The 15,640-nt window shown below is 69.1% G+C and carries 10 protein-coding genes; 2 read left to right on the forward strand and 8 right to left on the reverse strand.

Annotation, left to right across the window (positions count from 1 at the left end; genetic code table 11):
* Positions 1 to 20: 20 nt before the first annotated feature.
* Genes recD through NWF34_RS11415 form a run of 4 tightly spaced genes read right to left on the reverse strand, consistent with a single transcriptional unit; the run spans position 21 to position 9,267 of the window.
* A complete protein-coding gene (gene recD, locus NWF34_RS11400) occupies positions 21 to 1,892 on the reverse strand; it encodes an exodeoxyribonuclease V subunit alpha (protein ID WP_258325097.1) in 1,872 nt (623 codons plus the stop codon).
* Positions 1,889 to 5,341: a UvrD-helicase domain-containing protein gene (locus NWF34_RS11405; RefSeq protein WP_258325098.1), complete on the reverse strand. Its 3,453-nt coding sequence runs from the start codon at positions 5,339 to 5,341 to the stop codon at positions 1,889 to 1,891. The genes recD and NWF34_RS11405 overlap by 4 nt, the downstream gene beginning before the upstream one ends.
* On the reverse strand, positions 5,338 to 8,766 hold the full coding sequence (gene recC / locus NWF34_RS11410; RefSeq protein ID WP_258325099.1) for an exodeoxyribonuclease V subunit gamma: 3,429 nt from the start codon (positions 8,764 to 8,766) through the stop codon (positions 5,338 to 5,340). Before recC ends, NWF34_RS11405 begins: the two co-directional genes overlap by 4 nt.
* Before the next feature lie 24 nt (positions 8,767 to 8,790).
* Entirely contained in the window at positions 8,791 to 9,267 is a 477-nt protein-coding gene (locus NWF34_RS11415) for a thioesterase family protein (protein ID WP_258325100.1), read from the reverse strand.
* Between the two features lie 90 nt (positions 9,268 to 9,357).
* On the opposite strand from NWF34_RS11415, the gene NWF34_RS11420 reads away from it, so the two are divergent.
* Positions 9,358 to 9,966 carry a GNAT family N-acetyltransferase gene (locus NWF34_RS11420; RefSeq protein WP_258325101.1) on the forward strand — a complete coding sequence of 203 codons (609 nt, stop codon included), beginning with the start codon at positions 9,358 to 9,360 and terminating at the stop codon, positions 9,964 to 9,966.
* A gap of 216 nt (positions 9,967 to 10,182) precedes the next feature.
* Positions 10,183 to 11,724, forward strand: coding sequence for an NAD(P)/FAD-dependent oxidoreductase (locus NWF34_RS11425; protein WP_258325102.1), 1,542 nt, complete (start codon positions 10,183 to 10,185; stop codon positions 11,722 to 11,724).
* 36 nt (positions 11,725 to 11,760) lie between these two features.
* Here NWF34_RS11425 and NWF34_RS11430 read toward each other — a convergent pair whose 3' ends face one another.
* The 4 genes from NWF34_RS11430 to NWF34_RS11445 are packed head-to-tail and all read right to left on the reverse strand — an operon-like array spanning position 11,761 to position 15,639.
* Positions 11,761 to 12,504 carry an urease accessory protein UreD gene (locus tag NWF34_RS11430; RefSeq protein ID WP_258325103.1) on the reverse strand — a complete coding sequence of 248 codons (744 nt, stop codon included), beginning with the start codon at positions 12,502 to 12,504 and terminating at the stop codon, positions 11,761 to 11,763.
* Positions 12,505 to 12,506: 2 nt separating this feature from the next.
* Complete coding sequence (gene ureG / locus NWF34_RS11435; protein WP_258325104.1) at positions 12,507 to 13,193, reverse strand: urease accessory protein UreG; 687 nt, start codon at positions 13,191 to 13,193, stop codon at positions 12,507 to 12,509.
* 53 nt (positions 13,194 to 13,246) lie between these two features.
* Positions 13,247 to 13,921, reverse strand: coding sequence for an urease accessory protein UreF (locus NWF34_RS11440; RefSeq protein WP_258325105.1), 675 nt, complete (start codon positions 13,919 to 13,921; stop codon positions 13,247 to 13,249).
* Positions 13,921 to 15,639 carry an urease subunit alpha gene (locus tag NWF34_RS11445; protein ID WP_258325106.1) on the reverse strand — a complete coding sequence of 573 codons (1,719 nt, stop codon included), beginning with the start codon at positions 15,637 to 15,639 and terminating at the stop codon, positions 13,921 to 13,923. The genes NWF34_RS11440 and NWF34_RS11445 overlap by 1 nt, the downstream gene beginning before the upstream one ends.
* Position 15,640 lies beyond the last annotated feature (1 nt).

Consider the following 15,640-nt stretch of genomic DNA (forward strand, 5'->3'; position numbering starts at 1 on the left):
TCAATCCGAGGGTTTCGCGGTTAGATCGCGGTGACCGCGGAGCGCAACCCGCTGGCGCGTTGCACGCGTCGGTTGACGGCCGCCGCGAGGACCTCGGCGGTTCCGACGATGCGCACGCGACTTCGGGCGCGGGTGATGGCGGTGTACAGGAGCTCGCGGGTCAGGAGCTCCGAGCCGGCCGGCGGGAGCACGACGGTCACTCGATCGAACTGGCTGCCCTGGCTGCGGTGGATGGTCATCGCATGGACCGAAACGACGTCGGCGAGTTGGGTCGGGTGGAGCAGCCGGATTTCGCCGCCCCGGCGGAACGCCACCCGGATCGCTTCCGGCGAACCGGATCGATTCGACGTCTGCGCATCCGAGTCCGGATCGACGATCACCACACCTGTGTCGCCGTTGAAGGTGGCGGTCTGGCGATCGTTCGCCGTCACCAGGATGGGTTGTCCCACATACCAACCCATGTGCTCGGCTTCGGTGGTCCCCAGCCAGTCGGTGATGCGCGTGGTCCATCCGCGCACACCCCACGAACCCTCGCGGTGCGCGCACAGGACCCGATGACTGTCGAGCACGTCCAGGGCACCGGTCGCATCACCCTTCCGGGCGGCCGCGCGCAGATTTCGACCCCAGGCCAGGATGTCGCCGGCCACGTCGTCGAGTTCGTCGGGCGCCACCAGTTCGACATCGTCGATGTCCGGCGAGGTGACGAGTTCGAGGACCGCGTCGGGATCGCCGGCGTTGACGGCGGCCGCGACCTGCGAGATGCCGCCGCCGAACCGGAACTGCGTGCGCAAGGTGATGACGCCGTCGGCCAGCCGCGCCACGTCGTCGGGGTCGAGGTCCTCGGCGGCGGGATCGAGGCCCACCGCATCGAACGCCTGCGTCGGTGTCGTCAGCGGCACATCCTCGGCCCCGGTGTCCGGCAGGTCGGTCCGTTCGACGAGGTCGGCGAGCACCGCACCCGCCTCCACCGAGGCCAGCTGGTGGGGATCGCCGACGAACACGACGCGGGCATCGGGTCGGACGGCGTCGAGCAGCCGGCTCATCGCGGTCATCGACAGCATCGAGGTCTCGTCGACGACGATGACGTCGTGGGGCAGCGTGCGCCCGCGCCCGTACCGGGGGTTCGAGCCGGGGCGCCAGCCGAGCAGCGAATGCAGGGTGACCGCATGGGCCGTGACCGGCAGGGTGGACTCGGACTCGACCGAGGCCTGCAGCTGTGCCGCCGCGCGTCCGGTGGGTGCGCACAGACCGATGCGCAGACCCGGTCCTTGGAGACGGTCGAGGACGGCGAGGATGCGGGCGACGGTGTACGTCTTGCCCGTTCCCGGACCGCCGGCGAGGACCGTCGTCCAGCGCGTCGCCGCCACCGCAGCGGCCAGCTTCTGCAGGGCGCCGTCGTCGGGCGAGGAGTAGACCGTCGCGATGGCCTTGCCGAGCGCCTCCGTATCGACGGCGGGTGATGTCCGGGCCCGCCGGTCGAGGATCTCCCGGATCGTCTGTTCCTGCCGGAAGTACTTCTGCAAGTAAACGAGTGGTCCGTCGACGGAATCCCGGACCACCAGCGGGCGCAACGGTCCGGCCTCGCTGCCGGTGACGAGTGGGCTTGCGACCAGCGCGTCCAGAACATCACGGGGCGAGGGCATCTCGACCTCGGCGGTGTCCCCCGCCGTCAGTTCGCCGATGCGGTCCAGGGCTAGGCAGGTGGAGCCCAGGCGCACGGCCCGAACGGCGAGGGCGGCGCCGAGCCGGGCCTCCACGGACACCGGTTCAGCGCACATCCGGATCAACCGGTCGGTGATGTGCAGATCCGCGGCGGCAAGGAGGCCCGCGGCGTTCCAGTCGGCCAGGGTGCCGGTCGCCGAATCGACGTGCTGGACATCGGGTGTGCTCATCGACCTCTCCCCCCGGTTCCGGCGGACGCGTTCGGCTCCACCCCGGCCAGTGCGTCGGACAGACCGGCGACGAGACCGCTGGGCAGCACCCATTCGAAGACACCGCATCCGGGCGGAGTGTCCGGTCCGGCCATGCCGCGCACGAAGTGGTACTGCACCGGACCGAGGTGACGATCTGGGTCGTAACCGGGCAACCGCCACCTCAGATACCGGTGCAGCGCAACCGAGTACAACATCGCCTGCAACGGATAGTGGGCGGCGATCATCTCACCGGCCATCGCCTCGGCGTCGAAGTCCTCGACCACGAGGTCGCCCGGGCGGATGCGGTTGGTCTTGTAGTCGACGATCACGTAACGGCCGTCGGGGATCCGCAGCACCGAGTCGATACTGCCGGTGAGGAAACCACGAAGACGCCGACCGGGCACCGCGCGCAGGTGCGTGGCGTACGCTCGCAGCGGATCCGATTCCGGCAGATGCAATTCCATCAGATCGGCGAGGCGCCCGAGCGTCGTGCCCCCGCCGGATGTCCGCTCGTCCGCGGGGCCGAGCGGCAGTTCGAAATCGAGTTCGGCGAGGCGATCACGCGGATCGATGCTCCACAGATCCCCGAAACCGAGAGGTGTGGTGAGCACGCCGACCAGCGCGGCGACGAGCCGGTCAGGGTCGATGTCACCGGCCAGCGCGCCGAGCGCCCGAGAACACAGTTCCCGGACATGCGCTTCGATGTCGGGCGCAGAAGTGTCGACGTACTCGAGAACCTCGTGGACCAGGGTGCCGAAGGCCGCGCCGAACGGTAGCCCGTTCATCAGCGATGCCATCCCCGGACGACGTGCGTCCGAATCGGTTCCGGCGTCGTCGACCACGTCGTCCGGCCGGGCGATCGGCTCGTCGTCGAGGATGTCGGTCACCCCGTCGTCGGGTTCGCTGCCGGTCTCCACGACGGAGGTCGGCGGCCCTCCGGGTGCACCGTGCGCGCCATGCGCGACGTCGGCGGTGAGTGCCGAATACGAGGTTCGACGCCAGTCCTGGTCTATCCGTCGATCGAAGTGCGCGATGCCCAGAGCATCAGCACCCTCCCCGTCGCCGGCGGGTGGCGCCACGACATCCGCATCGAGCCGACCGGCCGGTTCGACAGAGATCGCGGGATCACGTTCGGTGAGGGTGCGCAGAACACCCACACAGTCGACGTCGGCCTCCGGAATGGGCACCTCCCCGGCAACCGTCCATTCCGGTTCTCCGGTCGACGACCGCACCGCGTTCTCGCGTCCGAAGATCAACCGGTGCAGTGGTCCGGTCGTGGTGTTCCGCGACGGCGCCCACCAGGCGACGACCTGTGACTGGGCGCGGGTGAGCGCGACGTAGAGCAGCCGCAGGTCCTCCCCCGCGACCTCGTCGGCATAACGTCGGCGTCGGGCGGCACGATCCAGTGCCTGCTGTCCTCCCACATCGAGCCGGCGGGTCCCCGATTCGTCGTGGTAGGTGATGTTCCCGCGATCGTTGACCCACGTGCCGTCCCACCCGTAGGGCACGTACACGATCGGGAACTGCAGCCCCTTGCTCGCGTGCACGGTCATGATCTGGACGGCCTGGGTGTCGCGGTCGAGACGACGACTCTGATCCTCGTAGCGCCGGCGTGACGAGGTGTCGGCGATCCGCTCGGTCAGCCACTCGACGAGCGCGCTCAGTCCCTCGCCGGTCTCGACCACATGTTTGTTGCACAACGCCGACACCTGGATGAGATCGGTGAGGGTTCGTTCCCCATTCTCGACGGTGAGAACCCGGGCGGCCACCTCATGCGCGTCGAACAGTCGTTGGGCCATCGCGGCGAATCCGCCCTGTGCGAAAACCCTGGCGAGCATGGACAGTTCGGCACCGAGTTCGGCCACCTCCGGCTCGGTGGCGGTCGCGACCCGTTCGGTGGACCAGCCGAAGAGCGTGGTCAATGCGGCCATCCGCACCCCGTCGGAGCGTGACGGCTGTTCGACGGCGCGCAGGACCCACAGCCAGTGCTGGGCGGCCGAGGTCGAGAAGACGTTGATGCCCGACCCGATCACCGAGTTGATGCCTCGTTCGGCGAGTTCGGCCTGCAGCGGTTCGATCGTGCTGTTGAGCCGCACGAGGATCGCGATGTCCCCGGGATCGACCGGCCGGGACACCCCGTCGATGTCGATCCGGTCTCCACGTGCCAACACGGTCGCGATGTCGTCGGCGACGTCGGCGGCGATGCGCGATCGCACCTCCTTGACACCCGGGAGATTGAACGAGTTGAGAGACGTGAAGTCGCCGCGGAGAAACGCTCGGAGCCGCAGCGGTGGGCGGCCCTCGAGCCGGCTGCCGGCGAACGCGGCCCGGACGGGACGCGCAACGATATCCGGATGCCCCAGGGTCGCTTCGCCGTAAAGGTGCTGCAGTGCTTCGACGAGTGCGCCGTCCGACCGGCGGTTCACGTCGAGCGCCCGGAGTGTGTCGGCCGACGACACCGCCGCGAGATAGCTCAGCACCTCGGCACCGCGGAAACCGTAGATGGACTGCTTCGGATCGCCGACGAGGATCATCCGGCGGTGGCCGTGGAAGCAGCGGCGCAGGATGTCCCACTGCAACGGATCGGTGTCCTGGAACTCGTCGACCAGCACCACGGTGAACGTGTCGCGGATCCGTTGGCAGGCACGGTCGCCCACCACCGGATCGTTGACGATGCGGTGCAGGATCGCCTGGAGGTCGTCGTAGGTACGGACGCGGGCGTCCCGCTTGCGGGTCTCGACGTGTTGCCGGACCGCCTTGGCGAAGCTGACCCGGCGTGCCGCGACGTCGTCGGCGGCCGACCCCCCGGACGGCTCGCTCGTGTCCGGTGCGAGTTCGACCGTCGCCTGACGCACCGCGTCGCGCGCGATCTCCCGTGCGTCGGCGAAGCTGAATTCCGGTGCGTCACTGGCCCAGAAACCGCGCAGGTAGAGATCGAGCGCGACCTCCTCGGTGAGTTCGTCGACCTCTTCGACGATGGAGTAGACGAGTTCCCGTTCGCCGAGGAATCCCAGCGCCTCCAGCATCCGGTTGCAGAACGTGTGGGTGGTGGCGATCGTGGACGCATCGAAGTCACTCAGTGCGCGGGCGAGATTCCGTCGGCGCGCGAGGACCTCCCCGGGTGTGCCGCTCGCCAACTGCCGCAACAACGCGTCGCCTGCCTGAGCGGAACCGGACAGGACCTCCGCGGGATCGGCCAGGGCGTCGAGCAGTTCCCGCACACGCGCCCGCATCCGTTCGCGCAGTTCGGCTGTCGCCGCCCGGCTGAACGTGACGAGCAGCATCTCCGCGATCGGCACACCGTCGGCGAGATACCGTGCCGCGAGTCCCACGATCGCGTACGTCTTGCCCGTCCCGGCGCTCGCCTCGAGCACGGTGGTGTGTTCCGGGAGTTCGGCGGTGATGTCGAAGGTCTCCGGACGTCTCATGAGCCCTCCCGGTGCTGTCCGACTGGGACCCACACCGCCCGGGCGAGTCCGCTGAACAGCGGTTCGTCCTCTGCCACGGCCAATTCCACCCCGCCGAAGGCGCGGTCGGCCGGTGCCCGCTCCTCGAGTAGGGCGTCGAACTCGACGTCGGTCAGGACGTCGCCGCCGAAGGCCAGTTTGAGGTAGCGATCGTGGCGGGGACCGAAGGTGTCGTCGAACACCTTGCGCGCGCTGTTGAGGGCCCAGTGGCTCCGGCGACCGGGACCGTCGTTGTCGACGAACGTGAACGCGGGTTCCAGCGGCAACGGCAGCGGGCGGCGCAGACCTTCGTCCCGTAAGCGGACGAGCTGATCGAGGAGCGGCACCGGATCCTCCGGGCGTCGAAGGGTGAGCGTGGTGGTTCCACCCCCACGGGCGGCGCGACCGACGGACACCGCGAACCCGACCTTCGCCGCGCCGGCGTTGCCCTGGGTCGCGGCCGCCGCGACCGCGAGCAGCGTGATCCAGGCGCTCAGTTGCTGTTTCGCCTTGAGGCGCGAGTACGTCGCGCGGACCAGCCGGGCCTGTCCGTCGTCGGCGGTGAACACCTCGCCGACGGTGCCGTGCACGCGCCGTCCGTCGGGCAGTGTCACGAGGATGTCGAGGGTTTCCGGCGATCCCGGACGCAGTGGCGCCACGACGCCGTGCAGCCGCGTGACCGCTCGCGAGATGGCCGCCAGCTCCCGGGTACCGAACGCGAAGGGCGGCAGCGTCCCACGGCGCAGTTCGGCGGCTTCACAGTCCACGATGGAAACCCCGGCCAGCATCCGGGTGAGGAAACGGTCGCCGATCCCCCACTTGTCGAGCGGGTCGAGTTCGACGTCGAGCTGGTCGTCGTGAGGTGTCTCGTCGTCGGGAATCCGGGCACCCAGGCGTTGCCGCACGAAGGCGGTGATCGGATCGACGTGGAAGTCGATGAGCGAGGCGAGGTCGATGTCGGCGAGTTCCGGGGTCGGCTCGGGTGCGGGGAGGATCTCCCGGGCGGACGGGACGACAGGATCGGCCGGTCCGCGCAGGGCCGTCGCCCCGGCCAGGAGCGACGCGTCGTGGCTGAACGGTCCGGCGATGCCGCGAACACCCCCGTCCACGAAGTTGCGGGCGTCGAAGCCGTGCAGTGAGTGCCGCCGGACGATCGTCGGCCGGTCCGGACCGGTGAGACCGTCGAGGGTGTCGATCAGTTCGCTGACCACCACGGCGGGCGGGATGTGCCGGCCCGACACCGGGTCGGCTCCGCTGTAGAAGACGAGCAGGTTGTCCTGCGCCGCACCGATCGCGTCGAGGAAGCACTGCCGGTCCTCGTCGCGCGGATTGCGTTCGCCCACCAGCGGATCGACACCGAGCACGTCGTCCCCGTCGATACGCTGCACGCGCGGGAAGACCTCGGCGTCGATGCCGAGCAGCACGATGACCCGGTGGGGCACCGAGCGCATCGGCACCATGGTGCATACGGTGAGCTCACCGGTCCGGAAATTGGATCGCGTGGGTCGCCCGGCGATCAGGGCCGACAACAGGTCGCGCACGTCGGCGAGACGCAGGACCTCCTCGGTGGTGCCGAAGGCGTCCTCGAGCATCCGGATGGCCTGTGCTCGTTGCCAATCGTCGGCGGGAGCGGTCGCGGTGAGCGATCCGATGGCCTCGACGAGGGTCTCGGCCCAACGGTGGGCGGGCGCGGTCGTGGTCAGGTCCGCGAGGACTCGGCCGAGCCGGTCGAGGAATTCGTCGAGCCGGCCGACGAGGTCGATACCGGTACTCTCCACACCGGCGAGTGGCAGGGCGGTGCCGAGCCATTCGTCGTCGGTCTCCTCGGCGACCACACCGAGGGCGATGCGGTCGAGACCCGCGTCGAAGGTGCCCTGCCGGAAACGTTCGAGACCGAACCGCGCACGTTCCGCGGTTCCGAGCCCCCAGCGGACGTTGCTGTGGCCCAGCCATTCCCGGACCAGGTCCAGGTCGTCGTCGGTCATCGCGAAACGTGTCCGGACGGGTTCGGCCCCGAGCAGATCGAGGACGTCGCCCGCGGTCACCCGACCGGCCGCGAGTTCGACGACGCCGACGACGGTGTCGATGACCGGGTTCACCTGACGCACGCCGCGGTCGGCGAGGCGCACGCGCAGATCGAAAGCGGGATGCGGCAATCCGGCCTGCCCGAAGGCACCTCGGATGAGGGGCGCGAAGGTCTCCACGTCGGGGCACATGATCAGGACGTCACGGGGTTCGAGGGTCGGGTCGTCGGCGAAGAGGTGCAGCAGTCGGTCCCGGAGCACCTCGATCTGCCGTTCCGGACCGTGGCACGCGTGGACCTCGACCGACCCGTCGTCGGCGCATTCGGCAGGCGGGGACACACCTGCGTCGTCGCGGATACCCGCCTGCAGGGCGCCGAGCAGCGTGTCGGGCAGCTGGGTGGCCGGCGGATGGTGGACGTCACTGTCGACGACATCCCCCAGACGCAACTGTAGTTCCTGGAGATCGCGGGACAGTCCGGCCAGCAACGGATTCCGCAGTTCGGGTACCGGACGCTCACGCCGCCGGGGCGGGACACCCACCGTCGAGGTCGCCGCGGACGCTCCTCCGCCGATGGCTCGGAGGTCCTCCCACAGACGGGGACTCGCGTGCGGGACGAACAGGTGGACATCGTGGTGCGCGCTCACCGCGGAGATGATGTTCCGGAACGACTCGGTGATCCGCGTCGGGCCGAACACGGACAACCGGCCGGGGAGGTCGGCGACGCCGGGATCGGAGCGCAGGCGCTCACACACCTCGCCGAGGACCTCCGCCGGATGCGGCTGCCCGATCTCGGCACGCACCGCGCGCCAGAACCCCGCCTGCCAGGCGAGGTCGTCGCGCAACGGAGCACCCGCGCCGTCGAGGTCGTCCCCGGCGGCCCAGCCGGCGATCATCGACGGTCGGGAACGTCCGTACCGCTCGAACAGCTCGGCCAGGTGGCGTGCCGTCGCATAGCGGCGTCCGACCCGGGGCGACTCGGCGTCACCCGCACCGATGTGACGGGCGATCACCGTCAGATCGGGGTCGTCGATCCGTTCGTCGAGAACCCGGAGCACCGGCCAGGTCAATTGCGTTGCGCGCCAGGGGTTCACCGCCGACAACGGGGTGTCGGCCGTGAACCGGTCACCGGCGAGCACCGCGGCCGAGATGGCGTCGGTCAGCCGTCCGGGACCGGTGAAGTCGATGTTGGCGGCGATGCCGTCCGACAGTCCCGCACCGGAACCGAGCCGGCGGGCCAGGTGCTGTGCGAGCCAGCGTTCGACACCGGCCGCCGGGACCGACACGATCTCGGTACGCATCGGATCGCCGAGCGGTGTCGAGAGGACGTCGGCCAACGCCTCGGCCAACGTATCGGTGCGCTCGGCGCGGTGAAGGATCAGCATCCGGTCAGGCCCGGGGGTCCGGGGTCAGTTCGCGGTGGCGGTCCGTGGCGCATGGAACCGCGCCGGCTCGCCGAGGGCCGCGGTCAGGACGTCCCGTAGGTCGTCGGGTATCGGCGCCGGCCGACCCGCCGCCGGATCCACGACGACCATCGTCGTCTCGGCCGTGGCGCACAGGACCCCTTCCTTGTCGAACAGGCGGAGTGCCATCACGAACGACGAACGGCCGATCCGCCCGACACAGGAATGCACCAGGACGGGGTGCGTCGAGTAGTGCACGGGCGCCGAGAACTCGACGTCCTGGCGTGCGACGAGGAAGGAGAAGTCCCGCGGACGGTCCGGAATCCACTCATGGAACGACCGGACACGCGCCTCCTCGAACAGGCGCGAGATCTGCACGTTGTTGATGTGGTTGTTGATGTCCATGTCACCCCACCGCAGATGGACGGGGATCTCGAGAACATAGTCCGGTGCCGGGGATTCAGAAGCCACGGCAGCAACCATAACGGCGGGACACGCGCACCGTGAACTGCGGTGCCGACCGTGTCGAGACCGTAGAATCGCGCCCGGATCGCCGAAAGTGAGGGGCCTCGGGTGAACATCGACACGACACGGGCACGTCTGCGCCCGGTGTCCGCGATGGACATCGACGACCTCGTCCACCTCGACAGCGACCCCGAGGTCATGCGCTTCGTGAGCGGCGGCACACCGACCCCGCGGACGGTCATCGAGGACTGGGTCCTGCCGCGGGCCGAGTCGGAGCGGCGTGTGTACGGAACCGGCACGTGGGTGCTGTGCGACCCGGCGACCGGTGCGTTCCTCGGCTGGGCGTCGTTGCGCACCCCGCGACACAGTCGTCGCCCCGAACTCGAGTTGAGCTACCGCATCCGCCGGACGGTCTGGGGACGCGGTCTGGCCACCGAGGCCGCGTTCGCCCTCATGGCGTTCGCCTTCGACCACCTCGCGACCGAACGTGTCTTCGCGAGCACGGTCGCGGGCAACACCCCCTCACGGCGGGTCATGGAGAAGCTCGGCATGACACTGTCGGCAATACATGTGGGCGACGAAACAGGCGATTCCGGCATCACCCCGCATCCGCTGCACCTCGGTCCCGACCGGTACGAGGTGGAATATCAGATCCTCCTGGCCGAGTGGCAGCGACGATCTCTGCGCTGGTCATCGGCGGGTGACCTCACCGCATGACGGTGAGGCGGGCTCGGCCGACCGAACGTGACCTCGGCTACCGGCCCGGCTGCACCGTCCTGGTCGCGCCGGGTCGCGCATCATTGACTACCGTTGTGGGCAAGTACGGTTTTGCCTCGACCGTCGCCCGACGCGGTTCGGCCACGTGACGACACGGACCCTGCACGGCGCCGAAGCACAATCGTCCCCCAACGAGCGAGAAGGAGATGTCTGGAGATGAGCAGCCCCGCCGTCCAGGCCCCCGCTGTAGCGGCCACCGACCGCAGGAAAGTGGTCATCATCGGCTCCGGCTTCGGCGGATTGTTCGCCGCCCAGCGTCTGGCGAAGGCCGACGTCGACGTGACGCTGATCGCCAAGACCACCCACCATCTCTTCCAGCCGATGCTCTACCAGGTCGCCACGGGCATCGTCGCCGAAGGTGAGATCGCCCCGGCGACCCGCGTCGTGCTGCGCAAACAGAAGAACACCTCCGTGCTGATGGGCGACGTGTTCGACATCGACCTCGAGGCCAAGACGGTCACCTCGCGACTGCTCGAGCGCATCACGGTCACCCCTTACGACGACCTGATCGTCGCGGCCGGCGCCGATCAGTCGTACTTCGGCAACGACCACTTCGCCGAGTACGCACCGGGCATGAAGACCATCGACCACGCGCTCGAGCTCCGCGGACGGATCCTCGGCGCCTTCGAGCAGGCCGAGCTGTCCCATGACCCCGCCGAACGCGCCAAGCTGCTGACCTTCGTGGTCGTCGGTGCCGGTCCGACCGGTGTCGAACTCGCCGGGCAGATCGCGGAGATGAGCGACAAGACCCTCAAGGGCGCCTTCCGCAACATCGACCCCACCGAGGCCCGCGTCATCCTCCTCGACGCGGCCCCCGCCGTGCTGCCGCCGTTCGGCCCCAAGCTCGGCGGGAAGGCCGCGGCCCGTCTCGAGAAGATGGGCGTGGAGATCCAGCTCAACGCGATGGTCGTGGACGTCGACTACGACGGTCTGGTCGTCAAGGAGAAGGACGGCACCACCCGTCGCATCGAGTCGCAATGCAAGGTGTGGTCGGCCGGTGTCCAGGCCAGCCCGCTCGGCCAGCAACTCGCCGACCAGTCCGGTGTCGAACTCGACCGCGCGGGCCGGGTGAAGGTCGGACCGGACCTGACGATCCCGGGTCACCCCGAGGTCTTCGTGGTCGGCGACATGATGGCCGTCGACGGCGTGCCCGGTGTCGCACAGGGTGCGATCCAGGGCGGTCGCTACGCCGCCGATGCGATCAAGGCCGAGCTCAAGGGCCAGACGCCGGACCAGCGCAAGCCGTTCAGCTACTGGGACAAGGGTTCGATGGCGACCATCTCGCGGTACTCCGCGGTGATGCAGGTCCCGATCCCGGGCTTCAAGAAGCCCTTCGAGACCGAGGGCTACTTCGCGTGGCTGGGCTGGCTCGCACTGCACCTCGTTTACCTGGTGGGCTTCCGCAACCGGCTGAACACGCTGATCAACTGGTTCTTCGCGTTCACCACCCGCGGCCGCTCGCAGCTCGCCGTCACCGAACAGCAGGTCTACGCTCGCACCGCGATCGGACAGTTGTCCGCACTGGAGAAGCAGGCCGCGGAGAGCAACGGAACCGGACCCGACGCCGATGCCGCGAAGACCGACACGGGGACCGTGGACTCGAAGGCCACCGACGCATCCGGCTCGGTGCCCACCGAGGGCAAGGACGCCGCCGGCAAGGATGCTGCAGGCAAGGAGTCCGAAGCCGAGGCCAGCTGACGCCCGGGCAGACAGACCTACCGCAGCGCTGGTCCCCTAACCGTTGGGGACCAGCGCTGCGGTGTCGAGAGCGTCGGTCAGGCGGCGCGTGACCGTCACCGACGCGCCGAGTGCGCTGGTGAGTGTGGCTTCCCCGGCCAGGCGCAGCCGAGCCGCGAACTCGCTCGGATGCACTTCTTCCGGGCGGTCATCCGGGAAACGGAAGACGTTGCTCATCGCACGATGACCGATCGCGGCGGCGGGTGTCGACGCGCCCAGCATGACCCGATGTGCCAGCCAGATCTCACCGCCGACCGTCACCCGTAGGCCACCGGTCCAGGAGCCGGTTCGGTCGCGGTCGATCCGGTCGAGATCCGTGGTCGTCGCCCGGTCGATCCGGACAGCCCGGCCGATCTGCACGTGCTCGTACAGATCGAGAATCCCGGTCGGGTCGATCTCGGCGACGACGTCGGAAGTGTGGACCGCGCCGCCGGCCACCACAGTCGGCTGCGGATCGAGACGCAGACGGCCGCCCGCACCCACCTCGATCTCCCACCGGGCCCGGGAATCCGCGCGGTCCCGGGCAGGCAGCGCGATCGTGGCGGCGACGGTGCCCACGCTCAGATGTGCGCCGGGCTCCACCCGGATGCGGATCGCGATCTCGTCGCCACCCAGCGGCGTCGCCGCGGTACCGATCAACTGCACGTGGCCGGGTGAGGTCACCCGGACGGCGAGACCACCGGTCGCGCGGTGCCGCACACCGCGGTCGGCGGTCGCGGTGATCTCGACGTCGGTACGCATCGCTAGCCGGTCGTCACGGGTGCCGCGAGCTGCTCGCGGACCCAGGCCAGCACGTCGGTGGCCGTTGGATCGTCGGTCAGTGAGATCATCGCCGTCGGACGTCCCTCGCGCACCTTGTCCGCATCGCGCCGCATGACGTCGAGGTCGGCGTTCACGCGCTCGGCCAGATCGGTTTTGTTGATCACCAGCAGATCCGAGAACGTGACGCCCGGACCGCCCTTGCGCGGCACCTTGTCGCCACCGGCCACGTCGATCACGAAGATCTGGACGTCGATGAGGCCCGTCGAGAACGTCGCCGTGAGATTGTCGCCACCGGACTCGACCAGGATCAGGTCGAGCGGCGGATTCGCCTCGACGAGGTCGTCGATGGCGTCGAGATTGGCGGTGATGTCGTCGCGGATCGCGGTGTGCGGGCACCCCCCCGTCTGGACCGCGGTGATCCGCTCGTCGGGCAGGACCGCGTTGCGCCGCAGAAAGTCCGCGTCCTCGGTCGTGTAGATGTCGTTGGTCAGCACCGCGACCGACAGCTCGTCGCGCAGCTGGCGGCAGAGCGCGGCGACCAGGGCGGTCTTCCCGGATCCGACGGGGCCGCCGACGCCGATGCGCAGCGCCTCACCGGGTTCACGCTTCCGGCGGGGACGGTCGTGGTCGTGGCTGTGGGGCTGCCCGTCGATGAGATGCGGGGGCATCGTCGACTCCTCTCGGTCGGGGCTTCAGGACGATTTCCGGTAGACCCGGATTGTCAGGACATGAAGAGCGGCATCGATTGTCGCTCATGGCGTTCGGCGAAGATGTCGAGGACCGGGTCGGACAGGTCCGCAAGCCCCACGGCGGCCTCGGCCGCGACTCGTTCGCATTCGGCGCCGAGGTCGGCGATCATGATCGAGACATCCGCCGGATCGAGGGCGAGCAGGCGCTGGCCGGCGGTCGCCGAGCCGCTCATCGTCGTGTAGACGAGGATCAGTGCGGTGTGGAATCCGGACAGGGACGACGCGGCGCCGATCGATCCGCTGATGACCGGCAGATGTGTGGCCGGCCGGTGCACCGTCCAGTCGTGGTCGGGAAACATGCGGCGCGCAAGCCGGACCATTCCCCGGCCCTGCGCGAGCGACGCCTTGCGGGCTGCGGCCGACGGGGTGCGTGCATTCACCTCACGTTGCGCCGCACCGACTTCCAGTGCCCCATCGGCGACGGCAGCGGCGACCGACGCGGCCACGAGACCGCTCGTGGTGACCCTGCGATACAGGAAGTCCGCCAGATCCGTTGCCGTGCGGATGAATCCGTCGGCGATCGCCTGTTCGACGCCGCCGGAGTGCACGTGCCCGCCGACGGGAAGCCGGGAGTCGGCAAGCGACAGCATCATCGCCAGCGGCGCGTGTGCGGGCGAGGACGGGGACGATTCCGGACGGTCGGACATCAGAACAGGAAGTACCGCTGTGCCATCGGCAGTTCGGACACCGGCTCGGCGTCCCACACCTCGCCGTCGACCTTCACCGTGAACGTGTCGGGATCGACCTCGATCGTCGGGCACGCGTCGTTGTTGACCATGTCTGCCTTGCCGACCCCGCGGGTGTTCTTGACCGGGACCAGTCGGCGATCGACACCGACCCGCTCGGCGAGGTCGGGGTCCGCGCCGGGGGCGACGAAACTCACCGACGTGGCGGCCGCCACTTTCGGTGCGGCACCGAACATCGGGCGCGGCAGGACCGGTTGCGGCGTGGGAATCGACGCGTTCGCGTCACCCATCGCCGCCCACGCGATCGCACCACCCTTGATCACCAGATCGGGCCGGACGCCGAAGAACGCGGGGTCCCAGAGCACGAGGTCGGCGAGCTTGCCGACCTCCACCGACCCGATCTCGTCGTCGAAGCCGTGCGCGACGGCCGGGCAGATCGTGTACTTGGCGATGTACCGCCGGGCCCGGTTGTTGTCGGCGCGGCCGTCTCCGGGCAGCGCACCGCGCTTGCGTTTCATGACGTGGGCGGTCTGCCAGGTGCGCAAGACCACCTCGCCGACACGGCCCATCGCCTGCGAGTCCGAACCGATCATCGAGATCGCACCCAGGTCGTGCAGCAGATCCTCGGCGGCGATGGTGGACGGCCGGATCCGGCTCTCCGCGAACGCCAGATCCTCCGGCACCGTGGGGTTGAGGTGATGACACACCATCAGCATGTCGAGGTGCTCGTCGAGGGTGTTCACGGTGTGCGGCCGCGTCGGATTGGTCGACGACGGAAGCACATTCGCATATGCCGCGACCGTGATGATGTCAGGCGCGTGGCCACCGCCGGCGCCCTCGGTGTGATACGCGTGGATGCTGCGGCCGGCGATCGCGCCGAGCGTGCTCTCCACGAAGCCCGCTTCGTTGAGCGTGTCGGAGTGCAGGGCGACCTGCACCCCGGTCTCCTCGGCCACCCGCAGACACGCGTCGATCGCGGCCGGTGTGCTCCCCCAGTCCTCATGCAGTTTGAAACCCGAAGCGCCCGCCCGGATCTGCTCGTGCATCGCGGCCGTGCTGACCGTGTTGCCCTTGCCGAGCAGCGCGATGTTCATCGGCCAGTGGTCCGTCGCGGCGAGGATCGACGCGAGATGCCAGGCACCCGGGGTGACGGTGGTGGCCTTGCTCCCCTCGGCCGGGCCCGTACCCCCACCGATCAGCGTCGTGATGCCGTTGCCGAGTGCTTCGTCCATGATCTGCGGGCAGATGAAGTGCACGTGACAGTCGATGGCACCTGCGGTGACGATCTTGCCGTTGCCGGCGATGATCTCCGTCGATGGTCCGATGACGAGGTCGGGGTGGACGCCGTCCATCGTGTCAGGGTTTCCCGCCTTACCCAGCGCGACGATGCGTCCGTCGCGGATTCCCAGGTCCGCCTTGATGATTCCCCAGTGGTCGAGGACCACGACGCCGGTGATGACCGTGTCGGGTGAACCGTCGGCGCGGGTCGCACGGCTCTGGCCCATCGATTCGCGGATCACCTTGCCGCCGCCGAAGACCGCTTCCTCACCGGCGCGCCCGGGGCCGCCCGAGAGGTCATCGGTGACCTCGATGAGCAGATCGGTGTCGGCGAGGCGGATCAGGTCGCCGGTCGTCGGACCGAAGAGCTGCGCGTAGCGATCGCGGCCGAGTGTCGCCATC

Source organism: Gordonia sp. GONU (genome assembly GCF_024733855.1).
Classification (GTDB): domain Bacteria; phylum Actinomycetota; class Actinomycetes; order Mycobacteriales; family Mycobacteriaceae; genus Gordonia; species Gordonia amicalis.